This window comes from Agrobacterium larrymoorei, assembly GCF_005145045.1.
Taxonomy (GTDB): Bacteria; Pseudomonadota; Alphaproteobacteria; order Rhizobiales; family Rhizobiaceae; genus Agrobacterium; species Agrobacterium larrymoorei.
In genome coordinates this window covers 455644-475406 of sequence record NZ_CP039691.1, presented here as the reverse complement: position 1 = coordinate 475406, position 19763 = coordinate 455644, and the positions used below count along the sequence as shown (strand labels likewise).

Genomic DNA, 19763 nt, shown 5'->3' with positions numbered 1-19763 from the left:
TTTGCGAGGGTCGAAGGGGGAGAGTTTTCACTCTCCCAATGCGTCTTCGAGGAACGCAGCAAGCTGCGCCAGATGCTTGGACATCAGGCCGGTCGCCGGAGAGGCGGCAGCCGGACGGCCCGTGTAACGGACCTTCTGGTACTTGGCGTCGATATGCGCCAGAACCCATTCCAGATACGGGTCGATGAAGGACCACGCACCCATGTTCTTGGGCTCTTCCTGGCACCATACCATCTCCGCATTGCGGAAGCGGGACAGCTCGTTGATGAGCGCCTTGGCCGGGAACGGATAAAGCTGTTCGATACGCAGCAGGTAAACATCGTCAATGCCACGCTTTTCGCGCTCTTCCAGCAGGTCGTAATAGACCTTGCCGGTGCAGAGTACGACGCGACGGATCTTCGAATCCTTCTGCAGCTTGATCGGACCGTCCTTGATGACTTCCGCATCGTCCCACAACAGACGGTGGAAGGAGGACTCGCCAGCCATTTCCGTCAACGAAGATGTCGCGCGCTTGTGGCGCAGCAGGGACTTAGGCGTCATCATGATCAGCGGCTTGCGGAAGTCGCGCTTCACCTGACGGCGCAGGATGTGGAAGTAGTTGGCAGGCGTCGTGCAGTTGGCAACCTGCATGTTGTCCTCCGCACACATCTGCAGCCAGCGTTCCAGACGAGCCGAAGAGTGTTCCGGACCCTGACCTTCATAGCCGTGCGGCAGAAGGCAGACGAGGCCGGACATGCGAAGCCACTTGCGTTCACCGGACGAGATGAACTGGTCGAACACGACCTGTGCACCGTTGGCGAAGTCACCGAACTGGGCTTCCCATAGCGTCAGCGCATTCGGGCGAGCCAGCGAGTAGCCATATTCGAAACCGAGAACGGCTTCTTCGGACAGCATCGAGTTGATGACTTCGTAACGTGCCTGCGTAGGGGCAAGGTTTGCCAGCGGGATGTAACGCTCTTCGGTCTCCTGATCGTAGAGAACCGAGTGGCGCTGCGAGAAGGTGCCGCGTTCGCAATCCTGACCGGAAAGGCGGATCTTGTGACCATCCACAACGAGCGAACCGAAAGCAAGCGCTTCGGCCATCGCCCAGTCGAGACCTTCACCGGTTTCGATCATCTGCGAACGGTTTTCCATGAAACGCTGGATCGTGCGGTGCGCATTGAAGCCTTCCGGAACGGTCGACAGCTTCTTGCCGATTTCCTTCAGCTGCTTCATCGGAACGCCGGTCTTGCCACGACGCTGCTCATCGGCATTGTCGGCGGTGCGAAGACCCGACCACTGGCCGTCCAGCCAGTCGGCCTTGTTGGGCTTGTAGCTCTGGCCTGCTTCGAATTCCTGCTCCAGATTGGCGCGCCAATCGGCCTTCAGCTTTTCGAACTCGCCTTCGTTGATCAGGCCTTCGGCAATCAGACGGTCGGCATAGATACGGGCAACCGTCTTGTGAGCGCGAATAACCTTGTACATCTTCGGCTGCGTGAACGCAGGCTCATCGCCTTCGTTATGGCCGAAGCGGCGGTAGCAGAACATGTCGATGACGACAGGCTTGTGGAACTTCATGCGGTATTCGGTGGCGATCTTCGCCGCATAGACCACGGCTTCCGGATCGTCGCCATTGACGTGGAAGATCGGCGCTTCGATCATCTTGGCAACGTCGGATGGGTACGGCGAAGAACGCGAGAAGCCCGGGTTCGTCGTAAAGCCGATCTGGTTGTTGATGATGACGTGCATCGTACCGGCAACGCGGTGGCCGCGCAGGCCCGAGAGACCGAGAATTTCAGCCACGACGCCCTGACCCGCAAATGCGGCATCGCCGTGCAGCAGCAGCGGCAGAACCTTGGCGCGCTCGGAAAGCGGAATGGTATCGCCTTCCCAGATCTTCGCCAGCTGGTCCTGCTTCGCACGGGCCTTGCCCATGACGACAGGGTTGACGATTTCGAGGTGAGACGGGTTTGCCGTCAGCGACAGGTGAACCTTGTTGCCATCGAATTCGCGGTCGGAAGAAGCGCCGAGGTGGTACTTCACGTCACCGGAACCTTCGACGTCATCCGGCTTGAAGGAGCCGCCCTTGAATTCGTGGAACACGGCGCGATGCGGCTTGCCCATGACGTTCGTCAGAACATTGAGGCGACCGCGGTGAGCCATGCCGAGAACGACTTCTTCGAGACCGTCCTGACCGCCACGCTTGATGATCTGCTCCAGCGCCGGGATGAGCGATTCACCGCCATCCAGACCGAAACGCTTGGTGCCCTTGAAGCGAACGTCGAGGAACTGCTCGTAGCCTTCGGCCTCAACCAGCTTGGAAAGGATGGCCTTCTTGCCTTCGGCAGTGAAGGCAACGCCCTTATCGGGACCTTCGATGCGCTCCTGAATCCAACCCTTTTCTTCGGGGCTGGACATATGCATGAACTCGACGCCGATGGTGGAGCAGTAAGTGCGCTCCAGAATGTCGATCATCTCGCGCACGCTGGCATATTCCAGGCCGAGCACGTTATCGATGAAAATCTTGCGGTCGTAATCGCTCTCTTCGAAGCCATAGGACTTCGGAGACAATTCGTTATAATCTTCGACCGGGCTAGCAATGCCAAGCGGATCGAGCTTGGCATGCAGGTGGCCGCGCATACGGTAGGCGCGGATCATCATGATGGCGCGAACGCTGTCACGGGTCGCCTGCAACACTTCGGCTTCGCTGACGGCCTTGCCGGTCTCGGCGCCCTTGGCTTCGGCCTTGGCCTGAACCTTCTTCTCGATGGCCTTTTCGACCGTCGCCCAGTTGCCGTCCAGCGCCGAAATCAGGTCGCCATTGGCCGGGATTGGCCAGTTGGCGCGCTTCCAGGAGGCGCCCTTGGCGGCCTTCTTTACATCTTCGGGATTGTCGGACAGTGCCTTGAAAAAGCTCTGCCACTCTGGCGATACCGAGGATGGATCCTCTTCGTACCGGGCGTAGAGCTGCTCGATATAGGCTGCATTCGCGCCGTCGAGAAACGACGTGACCTGAAACTGCTCGTTGGCTTCTTGCCTTGCCATTGTTTTATCGCGGACTTGACCGTCCGCCTCCTCAATCCCGTTGATGGCCATTCACGGCCTGCCGCTTAGTCTGCGATGCCAGAGCATCGATATTCTTCATGCGGCTTCGGGCAGGCTACCGTTACCGGCCCCTGCCCGACGCCCTATTGGTTTCAGTCTCAGCCCTTGAGGACTTCGACCAGCGTCTTGCCAAGGCGTGCCGGGGAGGGCGAAACCTTGATACCCGCTGCTTCCATGGCAGCGATCTTGGACTCTGCGTCGCCCTTGCCGCCGGAAACGACAGCGCCGGCATGGCCCATGGTACGGCCCTTAGGAGCAGTACGACCGGCGATGAAGCCAGCCATTGGCTTCTTGCGGCCCTTCTTTGCTTCGTCGATCAGGAACTGGGCTGCATCTTCTTCAGCCGAACCACCGATTTCACCGATCATGATGATCGAAGTCGTGGCTTCGTCTGCGAGGAACATTTCCAAGACGTCGATGAACTCAGTACCCTTGACCGGGTCGCCGCCGATGCCGACAGCCGTCGTCTGGCCGAGACCTTCGTTGGATGTCTGGAACACGGCCTCATAGGTCAACGTGCCGGAGCGCGAAACGATACCGACAGAACCCTTGCGGAAGATGGAGCCCGGCATGATGCCGATCTTGCATTCTTCCGGTGTCAGGATGCCCGGGCAGTTCGGTCCGAGCAGACGCGAGTTGGAACGGTCGAGGCGAGCCTTGACGCGAACCATGTCAGCAACCGGAATACCTTCGGTGATGCAGGTGATGAACGGAATTTCCGCTTCGATCGCTTCGATGATCGCGTCTGCGGCACCAGCCGGTGGAACGTAGATCACGGATGCGTCCGCACCGGTCTTTTCCTTGGCTTCAGCAACGGTTGCGAAGATCGGCAGGGCTTCGCCCTTGGAACCAGTCCAGTTGGTGCCGCCCTTGGAAGGATGAATACCGCCGACCATCTGCGTGCCGTAGTAAGCAAGCGCCTGTTCGGTGTGGAAGGTACCGGTCTTGCCGGTCAGACCCTGAACGAGGATCTTCGTGTCTTTATTGACGAGAATAGACATTATTTCCGGTCCTTCAATTAGCCGTTGATCGCCGCGACGATCTTCTTGGCTGCGTCGTCCAGATCGTCAGCAGCCGTAATCGCAAGGCCAGATTCGTTCAGAAGCTTCTTGCCAAGCTCGACGTTGGTGCCTTCGAGGCGAACGACGAGTGGAACCTGCAAGCCGACTTCCTTCACTGCGGCGATAACGCCTTCAGCGATGACGTCGCACTTCATGATGCCGCCGAAGATGTTGACGAGGATGCCCTCGACCTTCGGGTCTGCGGTGATGATCTTGAAGGCCGCAGCAACCTTCTCCTTGCCAGCGCCACCGCCGACGTCGCAGAAGTTTGCAGGCTCTTTGCCGTACAGCTTGATGATGTCCATCGTTGCCATGGCAAGACCGGCGCCGTTGACCATGCAGCCGATGTTGCCATCGAGAGCAACGTAGGCGAGGTCCCACTTGGAGGCTTCGATTTCCTTGGCGTCTTCTTCGGTCTCGTCGCGCAGAGCCTTGACGTCGTCATGGCGGAACAGCGCGTTGCCGTCGAAGGACATCTTGGCATCGAGAACGCGCAGATGGCCATTTTCCATGACGATCAGCGGGTTGACTTCGAGGAGAGCCATGTCCTTCTCAACGAAGGCCTTGTAGAGCGCAGGGAAGAGCGCCTTGGCGTCTTCGGCAGCAGCACCTTCCAGAGCAAGCGCGCCGGAAATCTTGGCAACGTCGTCAGCCGTGACACCGGCTTCCGGGTTGATGGCGATAGTGTGAATCTTCTCAGGCGTGTCGTGCGCAACAGCTTCGATGTCCATGCCGCCTTCGGTGGAAACCACGAAAGCAACCTGACCGACGGAGCGATCAACCAGCAGCGAGCAGTAGAGTTCGCGAGCGATGTCTGCGCCATCTTCGATATAGAGACGGTTGACCTGCTTGCCAGCATCGCCGGTCTGCGCCGTTACCAGCGTGTTGCCGAGCATGTCCTTGGCGTGAGCCACGACTTCTTCGATGGACTTGGCAAGGCGAACGCCGCCCTTTGCGTCCGGACCGAGTTCCTTGAACTTGCCCTTGCCGCGACCACCAGCATGAATCTGGCTCTTGACGACATAGAGCGGGCCAGGAAGCTGCTTAGCAGCAGCTTCGGCTTCTTCGACCTTGAGGATAGCAACCCCTTCGGCCACCGGCGCACCAAAGCCCTTCAGAAGAGCCTTGGCCTGATATTCATGAATATTCATGGATTATTCCCTGTTTAAAGCCAGAAAGGCAATTACTTCAGCGAAGGCGCGATGTTGACGCAGGCTTCGCAAAGACCGGCAACGGCACCGACAGACTTCTGGAAGGCTGCTTCCTCGTCCTTGTTGAGTTCGATTTCGATGATGCGCTCGATGCCGCCTGCACCGATAACAGTCGGCACGCCGACATACATGTCGTTGACGCCGTACTGGCCAGACAGGTAGGCCGCAGCAGGCAGAACGCGCTTCTTGTCCTTCAGGTAGGATTCAGCCATCTCGATAGCGGAAGCAGCAGGCGCGTAGTACGCAGAACCGGTCTTCAGCAGGCCGACGATTTCCGCACCGCCATCACGGGTGCGCTGAACGATCTCTTCGAGACGCTCTGCGGAAACCCAGCCAAGCTTTACGAGGTCGGTCAGCGGAATGCCGGCAACCGTGGAGTAGCGTGTCAGCGGAACCATGGTGTCGCCGTGGCCACCGAGAACGAATGCCGTGACGTCTTCAACGGAAACGTTGAATTCTTCGGACAGGAACAGACGGAAACGGGCGCTATCCAGAACGCCAGCCATGCCGACGACCTTGTTCTTTGGCAGGCCGGAGAACTTCTGCAGAGCCCAGACCATCGCGTCCAGCGGGTTGGTGATGCAGATGACGAAAGCGTTCGGGGCATATTTCTTGATGCCAGCGCCGACCTGCTCCATGACCTTGAGGTTGATGCCGAGAAGGTCATCGCGGCTCATGCCGGGCTTGCGGGCAACACCTGCGGTGACGATGCAGACGTCCGCGCCTTCAATGGCAGCGTAGTCGGACGCACCGGTGAGCTTGGCATTGAAGCCTTCGACTGGGCCGGACTGGGCGATATCGAGGCCCTTACCCTGTGGAATGCCATCGGCAATATCGAAGAGGACGATGTCGCCCAATTCCTTCAGGCTGGCGAGATGCGCCAACGTGCCACCGATCATGCCAGAACCAATAAGTGCGATTTTTTTGCGAGCCATCGAATGCTTCCTCTAGCGCTTCAACATCAATTTCACCGCGAGCGTGCACGGCTTAAATTGTCGCACTCGGCTTAGACTTATTGGCTAAAAATGGCAACAGATTCTTTTATGACTAGTTTTTTCAATCGTTTAGATGTTAAAATTCTTACGTAAACGTAAGAGATTATGTCATCAAAACGTCAAGCAGCCTGCCGTTTGTCGTTGTGCAGGGCAAGATAATCCGCGCTGCGCATCTCGAAAAGCCGGGATGCAGTTCTATCGAACTCGAAACCTTCCGTACCTTTCCGGGTTCCCAGAAGCTCCTCCGGCATGGCGGCAGCAGACGCAAATAGCCGAACCGTGTGGTCGTAAAGCGCATCTATAAGGATGATGAAACGCTTCGTTTCGTTGCGACGGTCCGCATTCAGAAATGGGATATGGTCGACGAAGATCGTATCGAAGCGGTCGGCAATCGCCAGAAAGTCTGCAGCGCCCAGAGGCTTTTCGCAAAGGTCCCTGAACGTGAATCGCGCCACGCGTCCCGCAGCCTTGGGAACGAGGATGGACCGGCCCTTCATCTCGATTTCCGTAGGCGCCACGATCTGCCCGGCAGTCAGGTGGTGCCAAGCCATGTCCATGGCCTGATCGGCAGCACCGTCCAGCGGCGTCACATAGACCGGAAGGCTCTTCACCTTCTCCATGCGGTAATCGATGGGACTATCGAGAGAAACCACCTCGACATGCTTCTTCAGCAGATCGACAAAGGGCAGGAACAGGCCGCGATTGAGGCCGTCCTTGTAGAGATTGTCCGGCACGACGTTCGATGTTGTGACCAGCGTGCAGCCATTGGCAAAGAGTTCGGTAAACAGCCGCGCAAGGATCATCGCGTCGGCAATATCCGTTACGGTGAATTCATCGAAGCACAGCAATTCGGCCTCGGCCAGAATTTGCGCCGCGACAGGCGGGATGGGGTCTGCCTGTTTCGTTTCCCCGGCCTTGAGTTTCTGCCGATGGGCATGGACCCGATTATGAACATCGGCCATGAATTCATGAAAATGGCAGCGACGCTTCTTCTCGACCGGCGCCATGTGAAAGAACATGTCCATCAGCATGGTCTTGCCGCGGCCGACGCTGCCATGAACATAGAGGCCTTTGACGGGAGGAGCCGACGCCGCCTTGCGCGCGAACATCCAGCCCAGCGCGCTCTTCTTCTTGGCAGGTTTGCGCAGCTTCAGGTCAGCCAGAATCCTGTCCAGATGCGCCGCCACGTCCAGCTGGGCTGCGTCCGCCTTCAGCTCGCCAGATGCCGTCAATGCGTTGAGCTGTTCAACGACACTATGATTATAGGCGGGCACTGGCTGCATGGAGAAAAGCTCCGCACGCAGGCGCTAAAAGCACCCACGTCGATAATATCAACGGCTCAGGCTGAGAGGCTGACCATTATTGGTCGTACCGTCATAACGAGCATCGGAGGTCTTGTAGACACGACCGATCGTATCACCCGAGCGGTTCTTGAACTGGACCATCTTGCCGGAGACTTCCCAAGAGCCCATCGCGGTCAGGTCGCCCGTGCAACCGCGCGTGCCGCCACGCGAACCGCTACCCAGATTGGTCAGCGTCAGGAACATGTCGCAATTGGCGCCACCATTGGAAACGCGCCAGTTGCCGACCATCGATTCCTTGGTGACATCGAGAGCCGTCGTCGGTGCAGCCGACGCCACATTCATGCTGCCGGGAGCGTTGCCAGCGGGTGCCGTCGGGAACTGCGACGCACCACCGGGCGGCGGCAGGTTGCCGGACTGAACGGACGGTACAGGCTGAGCCTGCAGAGGAGGCGTATAACCCGGACCACTGTTCTGGTTGCTGCTGTAGTCATAAGAGGTACGCTGGCAACCGGCGAGGCCGATAACGACCGCAAGGCCTGTCACCACATATCTGAATTGCATCTCAAGCTCCCGATTCTCTGCGCCTTCGGAAAGACAGTGTCTACACAAAACGGCTGAATTATTACCAAAGCCTTAGCTAACGCAAGACACAGCAACGATAATTGCCATTTCACTCGAATTTTATGGAAGTTTGTGTACTGCCTTCCCTACAGACAAGCCGCGACTTGTGGCCGCGGCTTGTACAACTTCTAGACTGGCAAGCAACGATCAAACGCGCCGCTCGACCATCATCTTCTTGATTTCGGCAATTGCCTTGGCCGGGTTCAGACCCTTCGGGCAAGCCTGTGCGCAGTTCATGATCGTGTGGCAGCGATAAAGGCGGAAGGGGTCTTCTAGGTTGTCGAGACGCTCACCCGTCGCTTCATCGCGGCTATCGATCAGCCAGCGATAGGCCTGCAGCAGAACGGCTGGACCAAGGTAGCGGTCGCCATTCCACCAGTAGCTCGGACAGGATGTGGAGCAGCAGGCACACAGAATGCACTCATACAGACCATCCAGCTTGAGACGGTCTTCATGGCTCTGCTTCCATTCCTTGGCAGGCGTCGGAGATACCGTCTTCAGCCATGGCTCGATAGAACGGTGCTGGGCGTAGAAGTTCGACAGATCCGGAACCAGATCCTTCACCACAGGCATGTGCGGCAGAGGATAGACCTTCACCGTGCCGTTGATCTCTTCCATGCCCTTGGTGCAGGCCAGCGTGTTCGTGCCGTCGATATTCATCGCGCAGGAACCGCAAATGCCTTCGCGACAGGAACGGCGCAGCGTCAGCGTCGGGTCGATATTGTTCTTGATGTACAAAAGTGCATCGAGAACCATCGGGCCGCAATCATCGACATCGATGTAATAAGTATCGATACGCGGGTTCTGACCGTCGTCAGGGTTCCAGCGATACACCCGGTATTCGCGAACATTCTTCGCGCCTGCTGGCTTCGGCCAGACCTTACCTTCGGTCATCTGAGAGTTTTTGGGGAGAGCAAGTTCAACCATGATCAGTCTTCATCCTCGTCGTCGGCGATCGCCGTCATAAGATCGTTGTTTTCCTCGATACGGAGCATTCGAATGTCTTTCACAGACGGCTGAAACCAATCGTACTTGCGAGAAAGTTTCTGGATCACTGTGACGCATTTAACGGCGTCGATGATTTCGGGATCGCCGAAATAGGTGCGTCCTTGTTTCCACTCGAAACCGCGTGCGGTCAGGAAGCGCCTAATGTCGGCATATGCGTTGTTGGAATTGTTACCATGATAAAGCTGGTTCAGGGTTTCCTGATCCAGATCGAAAACGACGGCATACATTCTTCCGCTCCTCGAGCGATTATGTCCTATCATGTTCATGGCGATATCCTTTCCACCGCCAATCTAACACAGTTCCTCACATCAGTAGACACGAGCCTTGGGCTCGATCTTTTTGGGATCGATACCATCGGCAATGAGTTCGGTGTGGACCGGGCGGTAGTCGAGCTTTACGTCGCCTTCAGGGCTTACCCAGGCAAGCGTATGCTTGCGCCAGTTGACGTCGTCACGACCGGCAAATGCGCCTTCGGTGAAGTCCTCACGCGCATGGCTGCCACGGCTTTCCTTGCGGGCTTCGGCGCCGTAAACCGTGGTGATGGCGTTGGCCATCAGGTTCTCGAGCTCGAGCGTTTCGACCAGATCGGAGTTCCAGACCATGGAGCGGTCCGTAACCTTGATATCGGGCAGTTCCTTCCAGATGGCAGACAGACGCTGGCAACCGCTTTCCAGCGATTCCTGCGTGCGGAACACGGCAGCGTCTTCCTGCATGGCGCGCTGCATCTTGTCACGCAGCACCGCCGTCGGCGTGCTGCCGTTGGCAAAGCGCAGACGGTCGAAGCGTTCCATGATCTTGTCGCAGGCAACCGTGTTGAGGGCCGGAACCGGCTCATCGCGATTGATGACCTGAGCAGCGCGGATCGCAGCCGCACGACCGAAGACCACAAGGTCGATCAGCGAGTTGGAGCCGAGACGGTTTGCACCGTGCACGGAGGCGCAACCGGCTTCACCCACAGCCATCAGGCCGGGCGAGATGCGGCCCGGATTTTCGCTGTCGGCGTTCAGCACTTCACCCCAATAGTTGGTCGGAATGCCGCCCATATTGTAGTGAACCGTCGGCAGAACCGGGATCGGCTCGCGCGTCACATCGACGCCTGCGAAAATCTTGGCGCTTTCCGAAATACCTGGCAGACGCTCATGCAGAACAGCCGGATCGAGGTGATCCAAGTGAAGGAAGATGTGGTCCTTGTTCTTGCCAACGCCACGGCCTTCGCGGATTTCCATGGTCATGCAGCGGGACACGACGTCACGCGATGCCAGGTCCTTGGCCGATGGTGCGTAACGCTCCATGAAGCGCTCGCCCTCGGAATTGACGAGGTAACCGCCTTCACCGCGTGCACCCTCGGTAATCAGGCAGCCAGCGCCGTAGATACCGGTCGGGTGGAACTGAACGAATTCCATGTCCTGAAGCGGAAGCCCGGCGCGTGCGACCATGCCGCCGCCATCACCCGTGCAGGTATGCGCGGACGTGGCGGAGAAGTAGGCGCGGCCATAACCGCCGGTCGCGAGAACGACCATCTTGGCGGAGAAACGGTGAATGCTGCCGTCATCGAGGTTCCAGGCAACGACACCCGTGCAGCGACCGTCATCGGACATGATGAGATCGAGCGCGAAATATTCGATGAAGAATTCGGCATTGTTGCGCAGCGACTGGCCATAAAGCGTATGCAGAATGGCGTGGCCGGTACGGTCGGCAGCAGCGCAGGTGCGCTGTACCGGCGGGCCTTCGCCGTAATTCTGCATGTGGCCGCCGAATGGGCGCTGGTAAATCTTGCCTTCGGCATTACGCGAGAAGGGAACGCCGTAGTGCTCAAGCTCATAGACCGCCTTAGGCGCTTCCATGGCGAGATACTGCATGGCGTCCACGTCGCCCAGCCAGTCGGAGCCCTTTACGGTGTCGTAAAGGTGCCACTGCCAACAGTCGGGCGTCATGTTGACGAGCGAAGCGGCAATGCCGCCCTGCGCTGCAACGGTGTGCGAACGGGTTGGGAAAACCTTGGTGATGCAGGCGGTCTTGAAACCCTGCTCGGCCATGCCGAGGGTTGCGCGCAAGCCTGCGCCGCCAGCGCCCACGACGATCACGTCATAGGAGTGGTCGACGTAGGTATAGGCCTTACCGTTCTGAGAAGGTGAACTGATCGATGCCATGACGGTTTATCCTGCGAATGCGATTTTCAGAACGGCGAAGAGACAGAGACCGCCTACGACCACCGCGAAGAAGATATTGAGCATCAGAAGAACGAGCTTCGGAACTTCCGCATGCACGTAATCTTCGATGATGACCTGCATTCCGAGCTTCATATGGATAAGGCCCGAGATGACGACCAGTCCCATAATGACTGCGACCAGCGGGTTCGACAGGGCCGAAACGACAACTTCGTAAGGTGCGCCGCCATAGATGACCAGAAAGCCGACGAAGAAGATCAGAAGCGGAACATTGGCGACGGCTGTCAGCCGCTGGCGCCAGAAATGTTCCGTACCTTCCTTGGCGGAGCCGAGACCGCGAACCTTGCCGAGAGGTGTACGCATATCCATGATAATATCTCCTCAGCGCACGATCAGGGCGACAACCCAGATCAGCGCGGTCAGACAGATCGAAACGACGAAGGATGCCTTGGCGAGCTTTGTGGTAAAATGCTTCTCGAAGCCGTGTCCGAGATCCCACATGAAGTGACGCAGGCCGCCGAGCATGTGGTGAACCAGTGCCCAGGTGTAGCCGACGAGGATGAGCTTGCCGATGAGCGTACCCATGGCCCACTGGACCCATGCATAAGCATCGACGCCGGACGCCGTTGCGATCAGCCACCAGGCGACCAGAAGCGTGCCGAAATACAGGGCACCACCCGTGACGCGATGGATGATCGATGCCACCATGGTCGGAATCGGCTTGTAGATTTGAAGATGCGGCGACAGCGGCCGATTATTTGTCGTATTCGCCATATGAACCTCACGGCGTTTCCTGGCGCGACCTGAAGCCGGCGCCCCCAAAACAACGCACATGACGAAAGAATGTGCATTGCACCAACCGCGACCTTTAATCGCACGAGCGCATCACGACAAGCACAATCGGCAGCCGTTTTGAATTTAATCGATTGTGTTTTGAAATTTCTGCGTGATTTTTTGGATCGAAAATAAAATAGCAAGCGTTTCCAATCAAGAAAAGGATTAATTTCTTACGTAAGCGTAAGAAATTCGACGCACTGATTTTCACGCCTAGCGACAAAATCCAGAGGGAGAAACTCATGTTGAAGCGCGTTCTTTTGTCCGTAACAACCGTCTTCGCTGCGGTTTGTTCCGGCTTTATTCCGGCGAAAGCGGGTGACTATCACAGCCATTCTTATGGACAGCGTCCCCATTGGCAAGCGAAACAATCGGTCGTTGGCGGCGATGGCCTGTCCTCTTATGTGAGCCGGATTGGAACCTATGCAGGGGGAATTTCCGCGGTACGCTTCAAGCGAAACGGAATTTACTTTTCTGCCGACGGTGGTGGCGCATACCTTCCCGTGCCGGGGCGGATCGACGCAGTTGGACCTCGCATCATTCACGTGAATGAGCGCAGTGCCGACGCCAGTTGTTCTTACGAGGCAGGCGTTAGCGTGATCAGACCGTGATCTGCGTTTCGCTCACGTAAAACGCCAGACGGTCGTTTTCTTGACATCACTGTCTTCCAGCGCCCGCGTAACAGGGACTTGGTAGGTGGCACAGGCTTCAAGCTGCGCTTTAGGCAAATAGGCCCGCCCGGGGTCTCCGACCAGAACGCGGATGCCCTTGGAGGCAAGCGAAGAAAGCCAGGGAAGTAGTGCCCCGGCGAAATCCCGATCGTAAAACACGTCACCGGCCAGCAGCACATCGGCAGCAATCTCTTCGCCGATAATATTTGCAGAAGAGGCCTTGAGCTGGACGCCGTTGATCGCGGCATTCATGAGAATAGCGCTTTTCGCCCAAGGGTCGATATCCACTGCCAGAACCTCGGTAGCACCGGTCATGGAGGCTGCAATTGCGACGAGCCCTGACCCACTGGCAAAATCGACCACGCGCTTGCCCGCCACCTCGTCAGGATGATCGAGAATATAGCGCGCAAGCCCCTGCCCGCCTGCCCATGCAAAGGCCCAGAAAGGCGGCGGCAAGCCGATCTCCTCCAGTTCCTCTTCCGTCTTCAGCCACAGTTCATGTGCTTCGCTTGCCAGATGCAGCCGGATTTCCGGCACATGCGGCGGCGACATGACGCTTGTATTGGAGCGGATGAATTCTTCGGGATCGGTTTTCAAGAAGAGCCTTTCGAGTTGACGTGTAGAGGCTGTTGCAATCAAGCCCGAAAGGTAGCGATATTAGTCGGACGAGCGTGGCGGATCTTTGAGCTCTGCCATCCGGCAGACCTCGAAATATTCCTCTTCGGTCACCGGCTGCACGGAAAGGCGCATGGAGGTGACGAGCGACATTTCGGAAAGGTTCGGATTGGCCTTGACCGCTTTCAGAGATACCGGCTTCGGCACATCGCAGACGGCCTTAATATGCACGCAGTCCCAGCGCGCATCGCCCTCGGCAGATGAATCCGGTTTCGACAATTCGCAGACTTCCACGATGCCGACGACTTCGAGACCTTCGTTGGAATGATAGAAGAAACCTTTATCACCAAGCTTCATGGCGCGCATATTGTTGCGGGCCTGATAGTTGCGCACGCCGGTCCATTCCTCGCCAGCTTGGCCCTTGGCCTTCTGCTGTTCCCAGGACCATGTGTCGGGTTCGGATTTGAAAAGCCAATAATTCGCCATGCTCTTCATGCTCCCGGATTGTTGAAAACCCAATTATAAGGCTTCACATCCACGCTCTCGAACAGGCCAGCCTTGGCGTAAGGATCGGCATCCGCCAAAGCGCGCGCCGCATCGATATCAGCGGCTTCGACAATGACGAGGCTGCCATTCGGCTTGCCATCCGCATCCAGAAAAGGACCGGCGATCTTCAGCGTGCCCTCGGCATTGAGCTTATTGAGATGCTCCAGATGGGCTGGGCGCGTGTACATACGCACGTTCAAATGGCCGGGCTTATCCTTGCAGATGAAGGCAAACAGCATTTTCGTCTCCTCTTGTGTCCATCCACTATTCGGTGGTGATGGGCCGTGTCATCAATTGTTGCATGGCGGTGCGAATATCCAGACGCCCGTCGATGATGGCCGCGACAGCATCCGTAACCGGCATCTCGATGCCCCTCTCCGCCGCCAGACGGGATGCGACGGAGGCCGCATAGGCGCCTTCCACCAGCCCGCCATGAAAGGCACCGGGATTGCCCCCCTGCCCAAGCGAAATGCCGAAGCGCAGATTGCGCGACTGATGGCTCGTCGCGGTAAGGACGAGATCGCCAAGACCCGAAAGCCCGCGCACCGTATCCGCCATGCCACCCATGGCGACAACGAGCCGGGACATTTCCGCAAGCCCGCGCGAAATGAGGGCGGCCCGGGCGGAATCTCCAAGCCCCGCGCCTTCGACTATACCCGCCGCGATGGCCAGCACGTTTTTCAAGGCTCCGCCGAGTTGAACGCCGATACGGTCCGTCGAAGCATAGAGCCTGAATGTCTGGCCGGAAATCGTCTGCGCCAGCCGCTCCGCAATTCCAGAATCGCGAGCAGCAATGGCCATGGCGGTCGGAAGCCCCTTGGCGATATCCGAGGCGAAACCGGGACCGGAGAGAACGCCAACCGCATGATGCGGCAGTTCTTTTTCAAGAACATCCGTCAGCAGCTGCCCCGACGACCGGTCGATGCCCTTGGCGCAAGTGACGATTACGGCATCCTTAGCCAGATAAGGACCGTAGTGACGCGCCGCATCTGCTTGAGCCTGCGAAGGCATGGCGAAAAGGACGATGCCCGCATTTTGCAGGATCTCAGGGTCGGCGGAATATTTCAGCGTATCGGGCAGCTCGATGCCGGGAAGCGCAGCATCATGCACGCCATCCGCCTGCAAATCCGCGATCAGCGCAGGATCGCGCCCGAGCAATGTCACATCGTGGCGATTTTCCAGCGCGACGACAACCGCAATCGCCGTTCCAAACGCACCGGCACCGATGACGACAACGTTTTCGCGCGTGCTCATGCCTTCGCTCCCCGCTTGCCGAAGCCGATCAATGTCTGCGCCTGCGCATCGAGCGGCCAGCGCGAACGCGGCTGCGTATCGAGACTATCGGGCTCCATGCCCTCCGCCATGCGCTCTAGCCCCGCCCATGCAATCATCGCCGCATTGTCGGTGCAGAGCTTGAGCGGCGGGGCGATGAAGCGGAATTTGTGCTTGTCGCAAAGGTCCTGAAGCGTGCGGCGGATTTCCTGATTGGCCGCCACCCCACCGGCAACGACGAGCGCTGACCCGCCCTCCACATTCGGGAAAGTCTCGGTAAAGCGCTGAAGCCCGCGCCCGATGCGATCCCTCAGCGTGCGGGAAACCGCCTTCTGGAAGGAGGCGCAAATGTCGGAAATATCCTGTTCAGATAGCGGCGCGATGGCGGTCGCCGCTTGCCGGACGGCGGTCTTAAGACCGGAAAAGGAGAAGTCGAGCCTCGCCTCACCCACCATGGGGCGCGGCAGGGGAAAGCGATCCGGATTGCCGTTCGCAGCAGCCTTTTCCACCGCTGGGCCGCCAGGATAGGGAAGACCAAGCAGCTTTGCTGTCTTGTCGAATGCTTCGCCCAGCGCATCGTCAATCGTCGTTCCCCAGCGCTCGTACTGGCCAACGCCACGAACGAGGATCAGCTGCGTATGGCCGCCGGAGACGAGCAGCATGAGATAAGGGAAAGAAAGACCGTCCGTCAGCCGTGCCGTCAGCGCGTGGCCTTCAAGGTGGTTGATGGCATAGAGCGGCTTGTTCGCCGCCCTGGCAATCGCCTTGCCCGTCATCAGACCGACGATCAGCCCGCCGATCAGGCCGGGACCCGACGTCGCGGCAACTGCGTCGATGTCCTTCAGCGTCACGCCAGCTTCCGCCAGCGCCTCATCGATCAGCGTATCGAGCGCCTCGACATGGGCACGGGCAGCGATTTCCGGCACGACACCGCCATAGGCGCTATGCTCTTCCAGCTGCGACAAAACGACGTCGGAGACGATCTCGCCACGGCCGTCAGCACGCCTGATCACAATGGATGCAGCGGTTTCGTCACAACTGGTCTCGATGCCGAGAATACGAAGAAAGGAGGTCATCAGCGGGTTCGTTGATTGCGGTGCTTTTGAAACTTAGGTACGAACACCTCCGGTAACAACGGATAGATACGGATGCAAACAAAACCTTTCCGAATCGGCACGCGCGGCAGCCCTTTGGCGCTGGCGCAGGCATTCGAAACGCGCGACCGGCTGGTGGCAGCGCATGGCTTGCCGCCGGAGATGTTCGAAATCGTGCCGCTTTCCACCAAAGGCGACCGCATGACGGACCGCCCACTGTCCGAGATCGGCGGGAAAGGCCTGTTCACGGAAGAGCTGGAAGCCCAGCTTCTTTCAGGCGACCTCGATTTTGCCGTTCACTCTTCCAAGGATATGGCAACGAAGCTACCGGAAGGCCTGCAGCTTTCCGCTTTTCTTCCCCGCGAAGATGTGCGCGATGCCTTCATTGGCAGAGCCGCGCCGCGCCTCATTGAACTCCCGCATGGCGCAACGGTCGGCTCCGCCTCTCTGCGCCGTCAGGCCCTGATCCGCCGCCTGCGTCCAGATATCAACGTCATCATTTTCCGCGGGCTGGTCGATACGCGCCTGCGCAAGCTGGAAGAAGGCCAGGCCGATGCGACGCTGCTCGCATTCGCCGGATTGAAGCGGCTGAGCAAGGAAGATGTGCCGACCGAGCTTCTGGACCCGACCGAATTTCCGCCCGCACCGGCGCAAGGCGCAATCGGCATAGAATGTCGTATCGGAGACGAGCGCGTCCACGATCTCCTCTCCGCCATCAATGACGTGCCGACCTATGATGCCGTTTCCTGCGAACGCGCGTTTCTCGCAGCACTTGATGGTTCATGCCGCACACCGATTGCGGGATATGCGACCTGCGAAGGTGATGAGCTTTATTTTCACGGCCTTATCCTGACACCTGATGGTCAGATAGAACACGGCGTGGAGGTTTCGGGCAAACGGTCCGAGGCGGACACATTCGGACGCAAGGCTGGCGAAAAAGTCCGCGCCGCTGCGGGCCCCGGTTTCTTTGAAAGCTGGACCTGACCATGCGCGTCGTCGTCACCCGCCCTGAACGTTCGGGGAAAAAGACGGCGGCGCATTTGCGCCAGCGCGGATATGATCCGGTTATGCTGCCGCTCACCTACCCCGTCTATCATCGCGAAGCTGTAAGGGACGCATTCCAACGGCCACCGGCAGCGCTGGCTGTGACCAGTGCCGAGGCCTTGCGCGCCTTGCAGACATTCGACCTCGATCTCGCCGATCAATTTCCACGCCCATTGTTTGCCGTCGGTGCAGCAACCGCATCCGTCGCCAACGACATGGGCTTCCAAAACATCCTCACCGGCGAAGGTGACGGGCGTGCCCTTGCGAAGCTCATAGAGAAAGCGAAGCTGGAAGGACCAGTGCTTTATCTGGCGGGAAGGCCGCGCGAAGGCGGGTTCGAGGAAACCTTGGCGTCTATAGATATCGAAATGAAGATTGCCGAAATCTACGAAATGCAGGCGGTGCCATGGAAAAGGGACGCCGTTGAAGCCGTTTTGCAAGAACCAGCCGATGCGGTTTTGCTTTATTCCAGAGAGACAGCGCGAATCTTCTTCGACCTTACAAATGCGATGACTCTCGACAATTTTCTCCACCACAGCGCATTCATCTGCATGAGCGAAAAGGTTCTCTCCGCCGTGCCCGAACGGTTTCATGAGAAAGCCGTCGCCAGCTCGGTGCCGAGCGAAGCAGCAATGTTCGAACTTCTGGACCGTCTTGCGGGAACCTAATTCCGTCTCGCCTCTTTCCTTTGCCACCATCACTGACTAGGTTTAGTTCGTGGCGACACTCCATGTCTTATGCAGGGCAAGAGGTATGTTGCCACCGCGACGCGAGCAACATGTAAGGCAGAATGAGGTTGTCATGGTATCGGGAAAGCCGCCACGCCACTCCAAGTCCAAAGCCGAGCCGGTCACGATAGACCTGGACGCCAAAGACGTGACGGATGTCAGCAAGGGAGGCGAGCCGACGGCAGCCGATGCTCCCGCGAAAACCTCTCCAGTCGATGCAAAGCCGGACTTAGCTGCTGACCCGATCAAAGACACCGCGAAGAAGGACGAGACGCCGAAGCCGATCTGGGACCAGCCGGTCAAGCCACCAATCGAACCGGAACCCAATGTGAGCACGACGGAAGACGTTAAGCCCACAGCAACGGCAGCGGCATCATCCGGCCCTGAAAAGCTCTCCGCCACCGTTCCGCCAAAGCCTGCCTCCACTGAGAATACGGCTGACCCGCTAAAGAGCGCTGCACCGAAAACCGACATTCCAAAAAGCGATCCGCTCAAAACCGAACCGCCCAAGGCGCAAACTTCGGTACCTCCGTCTTCTGCGCGAAGTTCCGCAAGCGCCAGCGCAAGCAGTGCGACGTCCAATGAAAAGAAGAACGCCGGTAATTCCGGTCTGATCGCCGCTGGCACCGCTGGCGGCCTGATTGCGCTTCTTGCAGCCGGAAGCATGCAATATGCAGGATATCTGCCGCCCTTCTCATCCGGCGGCGGCTCTTCGGATGAACTGAATGCTTTGAAATCGCAGGTCGCCAATCTGCAGCAACAGGTAGCCAGCGCGCCGCAAGCAGCTGGCGATACGTCTGCGCTCGAGCAGCGCATCGCGACGCTGGAAAGCTCCACGTCCTCCAGCGGCGATCTTTCCGGAAAAGTGACGCAGCTTGAAAGCACGGTTGCCGCTCTTCAATCCGAGCGCTCCGCACAGGATGAGAAGACGGCGGAATTGACGCGCCGCCTCACCGACGCGGAGACCAAGATCAACGAGCCGCGTGATGATATAGAAGTTGCACGCGCTATCGCTTCCGCAGGGCTGAAAGCCGCCATTGATCGCGGCGGTCCGTTCCTGACCGAGCTCGATACGCTGTCACGCGTAACGCCCGATGATCCCTCCATCCAGTCCCTTCGCCCGTTTGCCAATACCGGTGTTCCCTCGCGCGCGGAACTGACCCGCAACTTCCCGGATGTGGCAAACGCCATGCTGGATTCGCTTCGGCAGTCCGACCCCAACCAGAGCATCGTGGATCGCCTTGCCGAAAGCGCCATGTCGCTGGTCAAGGTGCGCCCTGTCGGTAATGTAGAGGGCGAAGGCGCAGAAGCGAAGATTGCCCGCATGGAAGACAAGCTTCGCAATGGCGACCTCAAGGGCGCCGCTTTGGAATGGGATGGCCTGCCAGAGCCCGCAAAGACCGCCTCCGCTGACTATAAGAAGTCTCTGGACGCGCGCATACAGGTGGAGAATCTGGTCAACAGTACCTTGACCCGCGCCATCACCACCACCGGCCAGCAGGGGTAA

General features: G+C 58.3%; 20 protein-coding genes. 4 read left to right on the top strand and 16 right to left on the bottom strand.

The genetic code is table 11. The annotated features are described in order from the left end of the window. Positions 1 to 27 precede the first annotated feature (27 nt). From CFBP5473_RS02225 to sdhC, 11 genes are all read right to left on the bottom strand, one after another. A complete protein-coding gene (locus CFBP5473_RS02225) occupies positions 28 to 3024 on the bottom strand; it encodes a 2-oxoglutarate dehydrogenase E1 component (protein WP_027673683.1) in 2997 nt (998 codons plus the stop codon). 158 nt (positions 3025 to 3182) lie between these two features. Beyond that, a complete protein-coding gene (gene sucD, locus CFBP5473_RS02220; RefSeq protein WP_027673682.1) occupies positions 3183 to 4085 on the bottom strand; it encodes a succinate--CoA ligase subunit alpha in 903 nt (300 codons plus the stop codon). A 17-nt stretch (positions 4086 to 4102) separates the two neighbouring features. Beyond that, positions 4103 to 5296 (bottom strand): ADP-forming succinate--CoA ligase subunit beta, encoded by a 1194-nt coding sequence (gene sucC, locus CFBP5473_RS02215; protein ID WP_027673681.1) that lies wholly within the window; start codon positions 5294 to 5296, stop codon positions 4103 to 4105. A 32-nt stretch (positions 5297 to 5328) separates the two neighbouring features. Further along, positions 5329 to 6291, bottom strand: a complete 963-nt coding sequence (gene mdh / locus CFBP5473_RS02210; RefSeq protein ID WP_027673680.1) for a malate dehydrogenase — start codon at positions 6289 to 6291, stop codon at positions 5329 to 5331. A 179-nt stretch (positions 6292 to 6470) separates the two neighbouring features. Next, positions 6471 to 7634 (bottom strand): cell division protein ZapE, encoded by a 1164-nt coding sequence (gene zapE / locus CFBP5473_RS02205; protein WP_027673679.1) that lies wholly within the window; start codon positions 7632 to 7634, stop codon positions 6471 to 6473. 48 nt (positions 7635 to 7682) lie between these two features. Then, the gene (locus tag CFBP5473_RS02200; RefSeq protein ID WP_027673678.1) at positions 7683 to 8216 is read right to left on the bottom strand and encodes a protease inhibitor Inh/omp19 family protein; all 534 of its coding nucleotides are present in this window, start codon (positions 8214 to 8216) and stop codon (positions 7683 to 7685) included. Between the two features lie 207 nt (positions 8217 to 8423). Continuing rightward, positions 8424 to 9203, bottom strand: a complete 780-nt coding sequence (locus CFBP5473_RS02195; RefSeq protein ID WP_027673677.1) for a succinate dehydrogenase iron-sulfur subunit — start codon at positions 9201 to 9203, stop codon at positions 8424 to 8426. A 2-nt stretch (positions 9204 to 9205) separates the two neighbouring features. Next, the gene (locus tag CFBP5473_RS02190) at positions 9206 to 9511 is read right to left on the bottom strand and encodes a virulence factor (protein WP_027673676.1); all 306 of its coding nucleotides are present in this window, start codon (positions 9509 to 9511) and stop codon (positions 9206 to 9208) included. An 81-nt stretch (positions 9512 to 9592) separates the two neighbouring features. Then, on the bottom strand, positions 9593 to 11434 hold the full coding sequence (gene sdhA / locus CFBP5473_RS02185) for a succinate dehydrogenase flavoprotein subunit (RefSeq protein WP_027673675.1): 1842 nt from the start codon (positions 11432 to 11434) through the stop codon (positions 9593 to 9595). Between the two features lie 6 nt (positions 11435 to 11440). Continuing rightward, entirely contained in the window at positions 11441 to 11821 is a 381-nt protein-coding gene (sdhD, locus tag CFBP5473_RS02180; protein ID WP_027673674.1) for a succinate dehydrogenase, hydrophobic membrane anchor protein, read from the bottom strand. 12 nt (positions 11822 to 11833) lie between these two features. Then, positions 11834 to 12226 (bottom strand): succinate dehydrogenase, cytochrome b556 subunit, encoded by a 393-nt coding sequence (sdhC, locus tag CFBP5473_RS02175; RefSeq protein WP_027673673.1) that lies wholly within the window; start codon positions 12224 to 12226, stop codon positions 11834 to 11836. Positions 12227 to 12528: 302 nt separating this feature from the next. Between sdhC and CFBP5473_RS02170 the strand changes: the two genes are divergently transcribed. Further along, on the top strand, positions 12529 to 12897 hold the full coding sequence (locus CFBP5473_RS02170) for a hypothetical protein (protein WP_027673672.1): 369 nt from the start codon (positions 12529 to 12531) through the stop codon (positions 12895 to 12897). Between the two features lie 12 nt (positions 12898 to 12909). Here the strand turns inward: CFBP5473_RS02170 and CFBP5473_RS02165 are convergent, their stop codons facing one another. Genes CFBP5473_RS02165 through tsaD form a run of 5 tightly spaced genes read right to left on the bottom strand, consistent with a single transcriptional unit; the run spans position 12910 to position 16466 of the window. Then, positions 12910 to 13554: a class I SAM-dependent methyltransferase gene (locus CFBP5473_RS02165; protein ID WP_027673671.1), complete on the bottom strand. Its 645-nt coding sequence runs from the start codon at positions 13552 to 13554 to the stop codon at positions 12910 to 12912. 60 nt (positions 13555 to 13614) lie between these two features. Then, on the bottom strand, positions 13615 to 14058 hold the full coding sequence (locus CFBP5473_RS02160; protein ID WP_027673670.1) for an EVE domain-containing protein: 444 nt from the start codon (positions 14056 to 14058) through the stop codon (positions 13615 to 13617). A gap of 5 nt (positions 14059 to 14063) precedes the next feature. Beyond that, the gene (locus tag CFBP5473_RS02155) at positions 14064 to 14357 is read right to left on the bottom strand and encodes a YciI-like protein (protein WP_027673669.1); all 294 of its coding nucleotides are present in this window, start codon (positions 14355 to 14357) and stop codon (positions 14064 to 14066) included. Positions 14358 to 14382: 25 nt separating this feature from the next. Continuing rightward, positions 14383 to 15372, bottom strand: a complete 990-nt coding sequence (locus CFBP5473_RS02150; protein WP_027673668.1) for an NAD(P)H-dependent glycerol-3-phosphate dehydrogenase — start codon at positions 15370 to 15372, stop codon at positions 14383 to 14385. Further along, positions 15369 to 16466, bottom strand: coding sequence for a tRNA (adenosine(37)-N6)-threonylcarbamoyltransferase complex transferase subunit TsaD (gene tsaD / locus CFBP5473_RS02145; protein WP_027673667.1), 1098 nt, complete (start codon positions 16464 to 16466; stop codon positions 15369 to 15371). The genes CFBP5473_RS02150 and tsaD overlap by 4 nt, the downstream gene beginning before the upstream one ends. Before the next feature lie 72 nt (positions 16467 to 16538). Here tsaD and hemC point away from each other — a divergent pair, with 72 nt between their 5' ends. The 3 genes from hemC to CFBP5473_RS02130 all read left to right on the top strand — a co-directional run bounded on the left by hemC (position 16539) and on the right by CFBP5473_RS02130 (position 19763). Continuing rightward, entirely contained in the window at positions 16539 to 17468 is a 930-nt protein-coding gene (hemC, locus tag CFBP5473_RS02140; protein WP_027673666.1) for a hydroxymethylbilane synthase, read from the top strand. Positions 17469 to 17470: 2 nt separating this feature from the next. Beyond that, positions 17471 to 18196 (top strand): uroporphyrinogen-III synthase, encoded by a 726-nt coding sequence (locus CFBP5473_RS02135; protein ID WP_027673665.1) that lies wholly within the window; start codon positions 17471 to 17473, stop codon positions 18194 to 18196. A gap of 133 nt (positions 18197 to 18329) precedes the next feature. After that, the gene (locus CFBP5473_RS02130) at positions 18330 to 19763 is read left to right on the top strand and encodes a COG4223 family protein (RefSeq protein WP_027673664.1); all 1434 of its coding nucleotides are present in this window, start codon (positions 18330 to 18332) and stop codon (positions 19761 to 19763) included.

What these genes read in the sequence shown, in the direction of transcription:
- CFBP5473_RS02225 (WP_027673683.1), bottom strand. Translation starts at nt 3,024, where the DNA reads ATGGCAAGGCAAGAAGCCAACGAGCAGTTTCAGGTCACGTCGTTTCTC.
- sucD (WP_027673682.1), bottom strand. Translation starts at nt 4,085, where the DNA reads ATGTCTATTCTCGTCAATAAAGACACGAAGATCCTCGTTCAGGGTCTG.
- sucC (WP_027673681.1), bottom strand. Translation starts at nt 5,296, where the DNA reads ATGAATATTCATGAATATCAGGCCAAGGCTCTTCTGAAGGGCTTTGGT.
- mdh (WP_027673680.1), bottom strand. Translation starts at nt 6,291, where the DNA reads ATGGCTCGCAAAAAAATCGCACTTATTGGTTCTGGCATGATCGGTGGC.
- zapE (WP_027673679.1), bottom strand. Translation starts at nt 7,634, where the DNA reads ATGCAGCCAGTGCCCGCCTATAATCATAGTGTCGTTGAACAGCTCAAC.
- CFBP5473_RS02200 (WP_027673678.1), bottom strand. Translation starts at nt 8,216, where the DNA reads ATGCAATTCAGATATGTGGTGACAGGCCTTGCGGTCGTTATCGGCCTC.
- CFBP5473_RS02195 (WP_027673677.1), bottom strand. Translation starts at nt 9,203, where the DNA reads ATGGTTGAACTTGCTCTCCCCAAAAACTCTCAGATGACCGAAGGTAAG.
- CFBP5473_RS02190 (WP_027673676.1), bottom strand. Translation starts at nt 9,511, where the DNA reads ATGTATGCCGTCGTTTTCGATCTGGATCAGGAAACCCTGAACCAGCTT.
- sdhA (WP_027673675.1), bottom strand. Translation starts at nt 11,434, where the DNA reads ATGGCATCGATCAGTTCACCTTCTCAGAACGGTAAGGCCTATACCTAC.
- sdhD (WP_027673674.1), bottom strand. Translation starts at nt 11,821, where the DNA reads ATGGATATGCGTACACCTCTCGGCAAGGTTCGCGGTCTCGGCTCCGCC.
- sdhC (WP_027673673.1), bottom strand. Translation starts at nt 12,226, where the DNA reads ATGGCGAATACGACAAATAATCGGCCGCTGTCGCCGCATCTTCAAATC.
- CFBP5473_RS02170 (WP_027673672.1), top strand. Translation starts at nt 12,529, where the DNA reads ATGTTGAAGCGCGTTCTTTTGTCCGTAACAACCGTCTTCGCTGCGGTT.
- CFBP5473_RS02160 (WP_027673670.1), bottom strand. Translation starts at nt 14,058, where the DNA reads ATGGCGAATTATTGGCTTTTCAAATCCGAACCCGACACATGGTCCTGG.
- CFBP5473_RS02155 (WP_027673669.1), bottom strand. Translation starts at nt 14,357, where the DNA reads ATGCTGTTTGCCTTCATCTGCAAGGATAAGCCCGGCCATTTGAACGTG.
- CFBP5473_RS02150 (WP_027673668.1), bottom strand. Translation starts at nt 15,372, where the DNA reads ATGAGCACGCGCGAAAACGTTGTCGTCATCGGTGCCGGTGCGTTTGGA.
- tsaD (WP_027673667.1), bottom strand. Translation starts at nt 16,466, where the DNA reads ATGACCTCCTTTCTTCGTATTCTCGGCATCGAGACCAGTTGTGACGAA.
- hemC (WP_027673666.1), top strand. Translation starts at nt 16,539, where the DNA reads ATGCAAACAAAACCTTTCCGAATCGGCACGCGCGGCAGCCCTTTGGCG.
- CFBP5473_RS02135 (WP_027673665.1), top strand. Translation starts at nt 17,471, where the DNA reads ATGCGCGTCGTCGTCACCCGCCCTGAACGTTCGGGGAAAAAGACGGCG.
- CFBP5473_RS02130 (WP_027673664.1), top strand. Translation starts at nt 18,330, where the DNA reads ATGGTATCGGGAAAGCCGCCACGCCACTCCAAGTCCAAAGCCGAGCCG.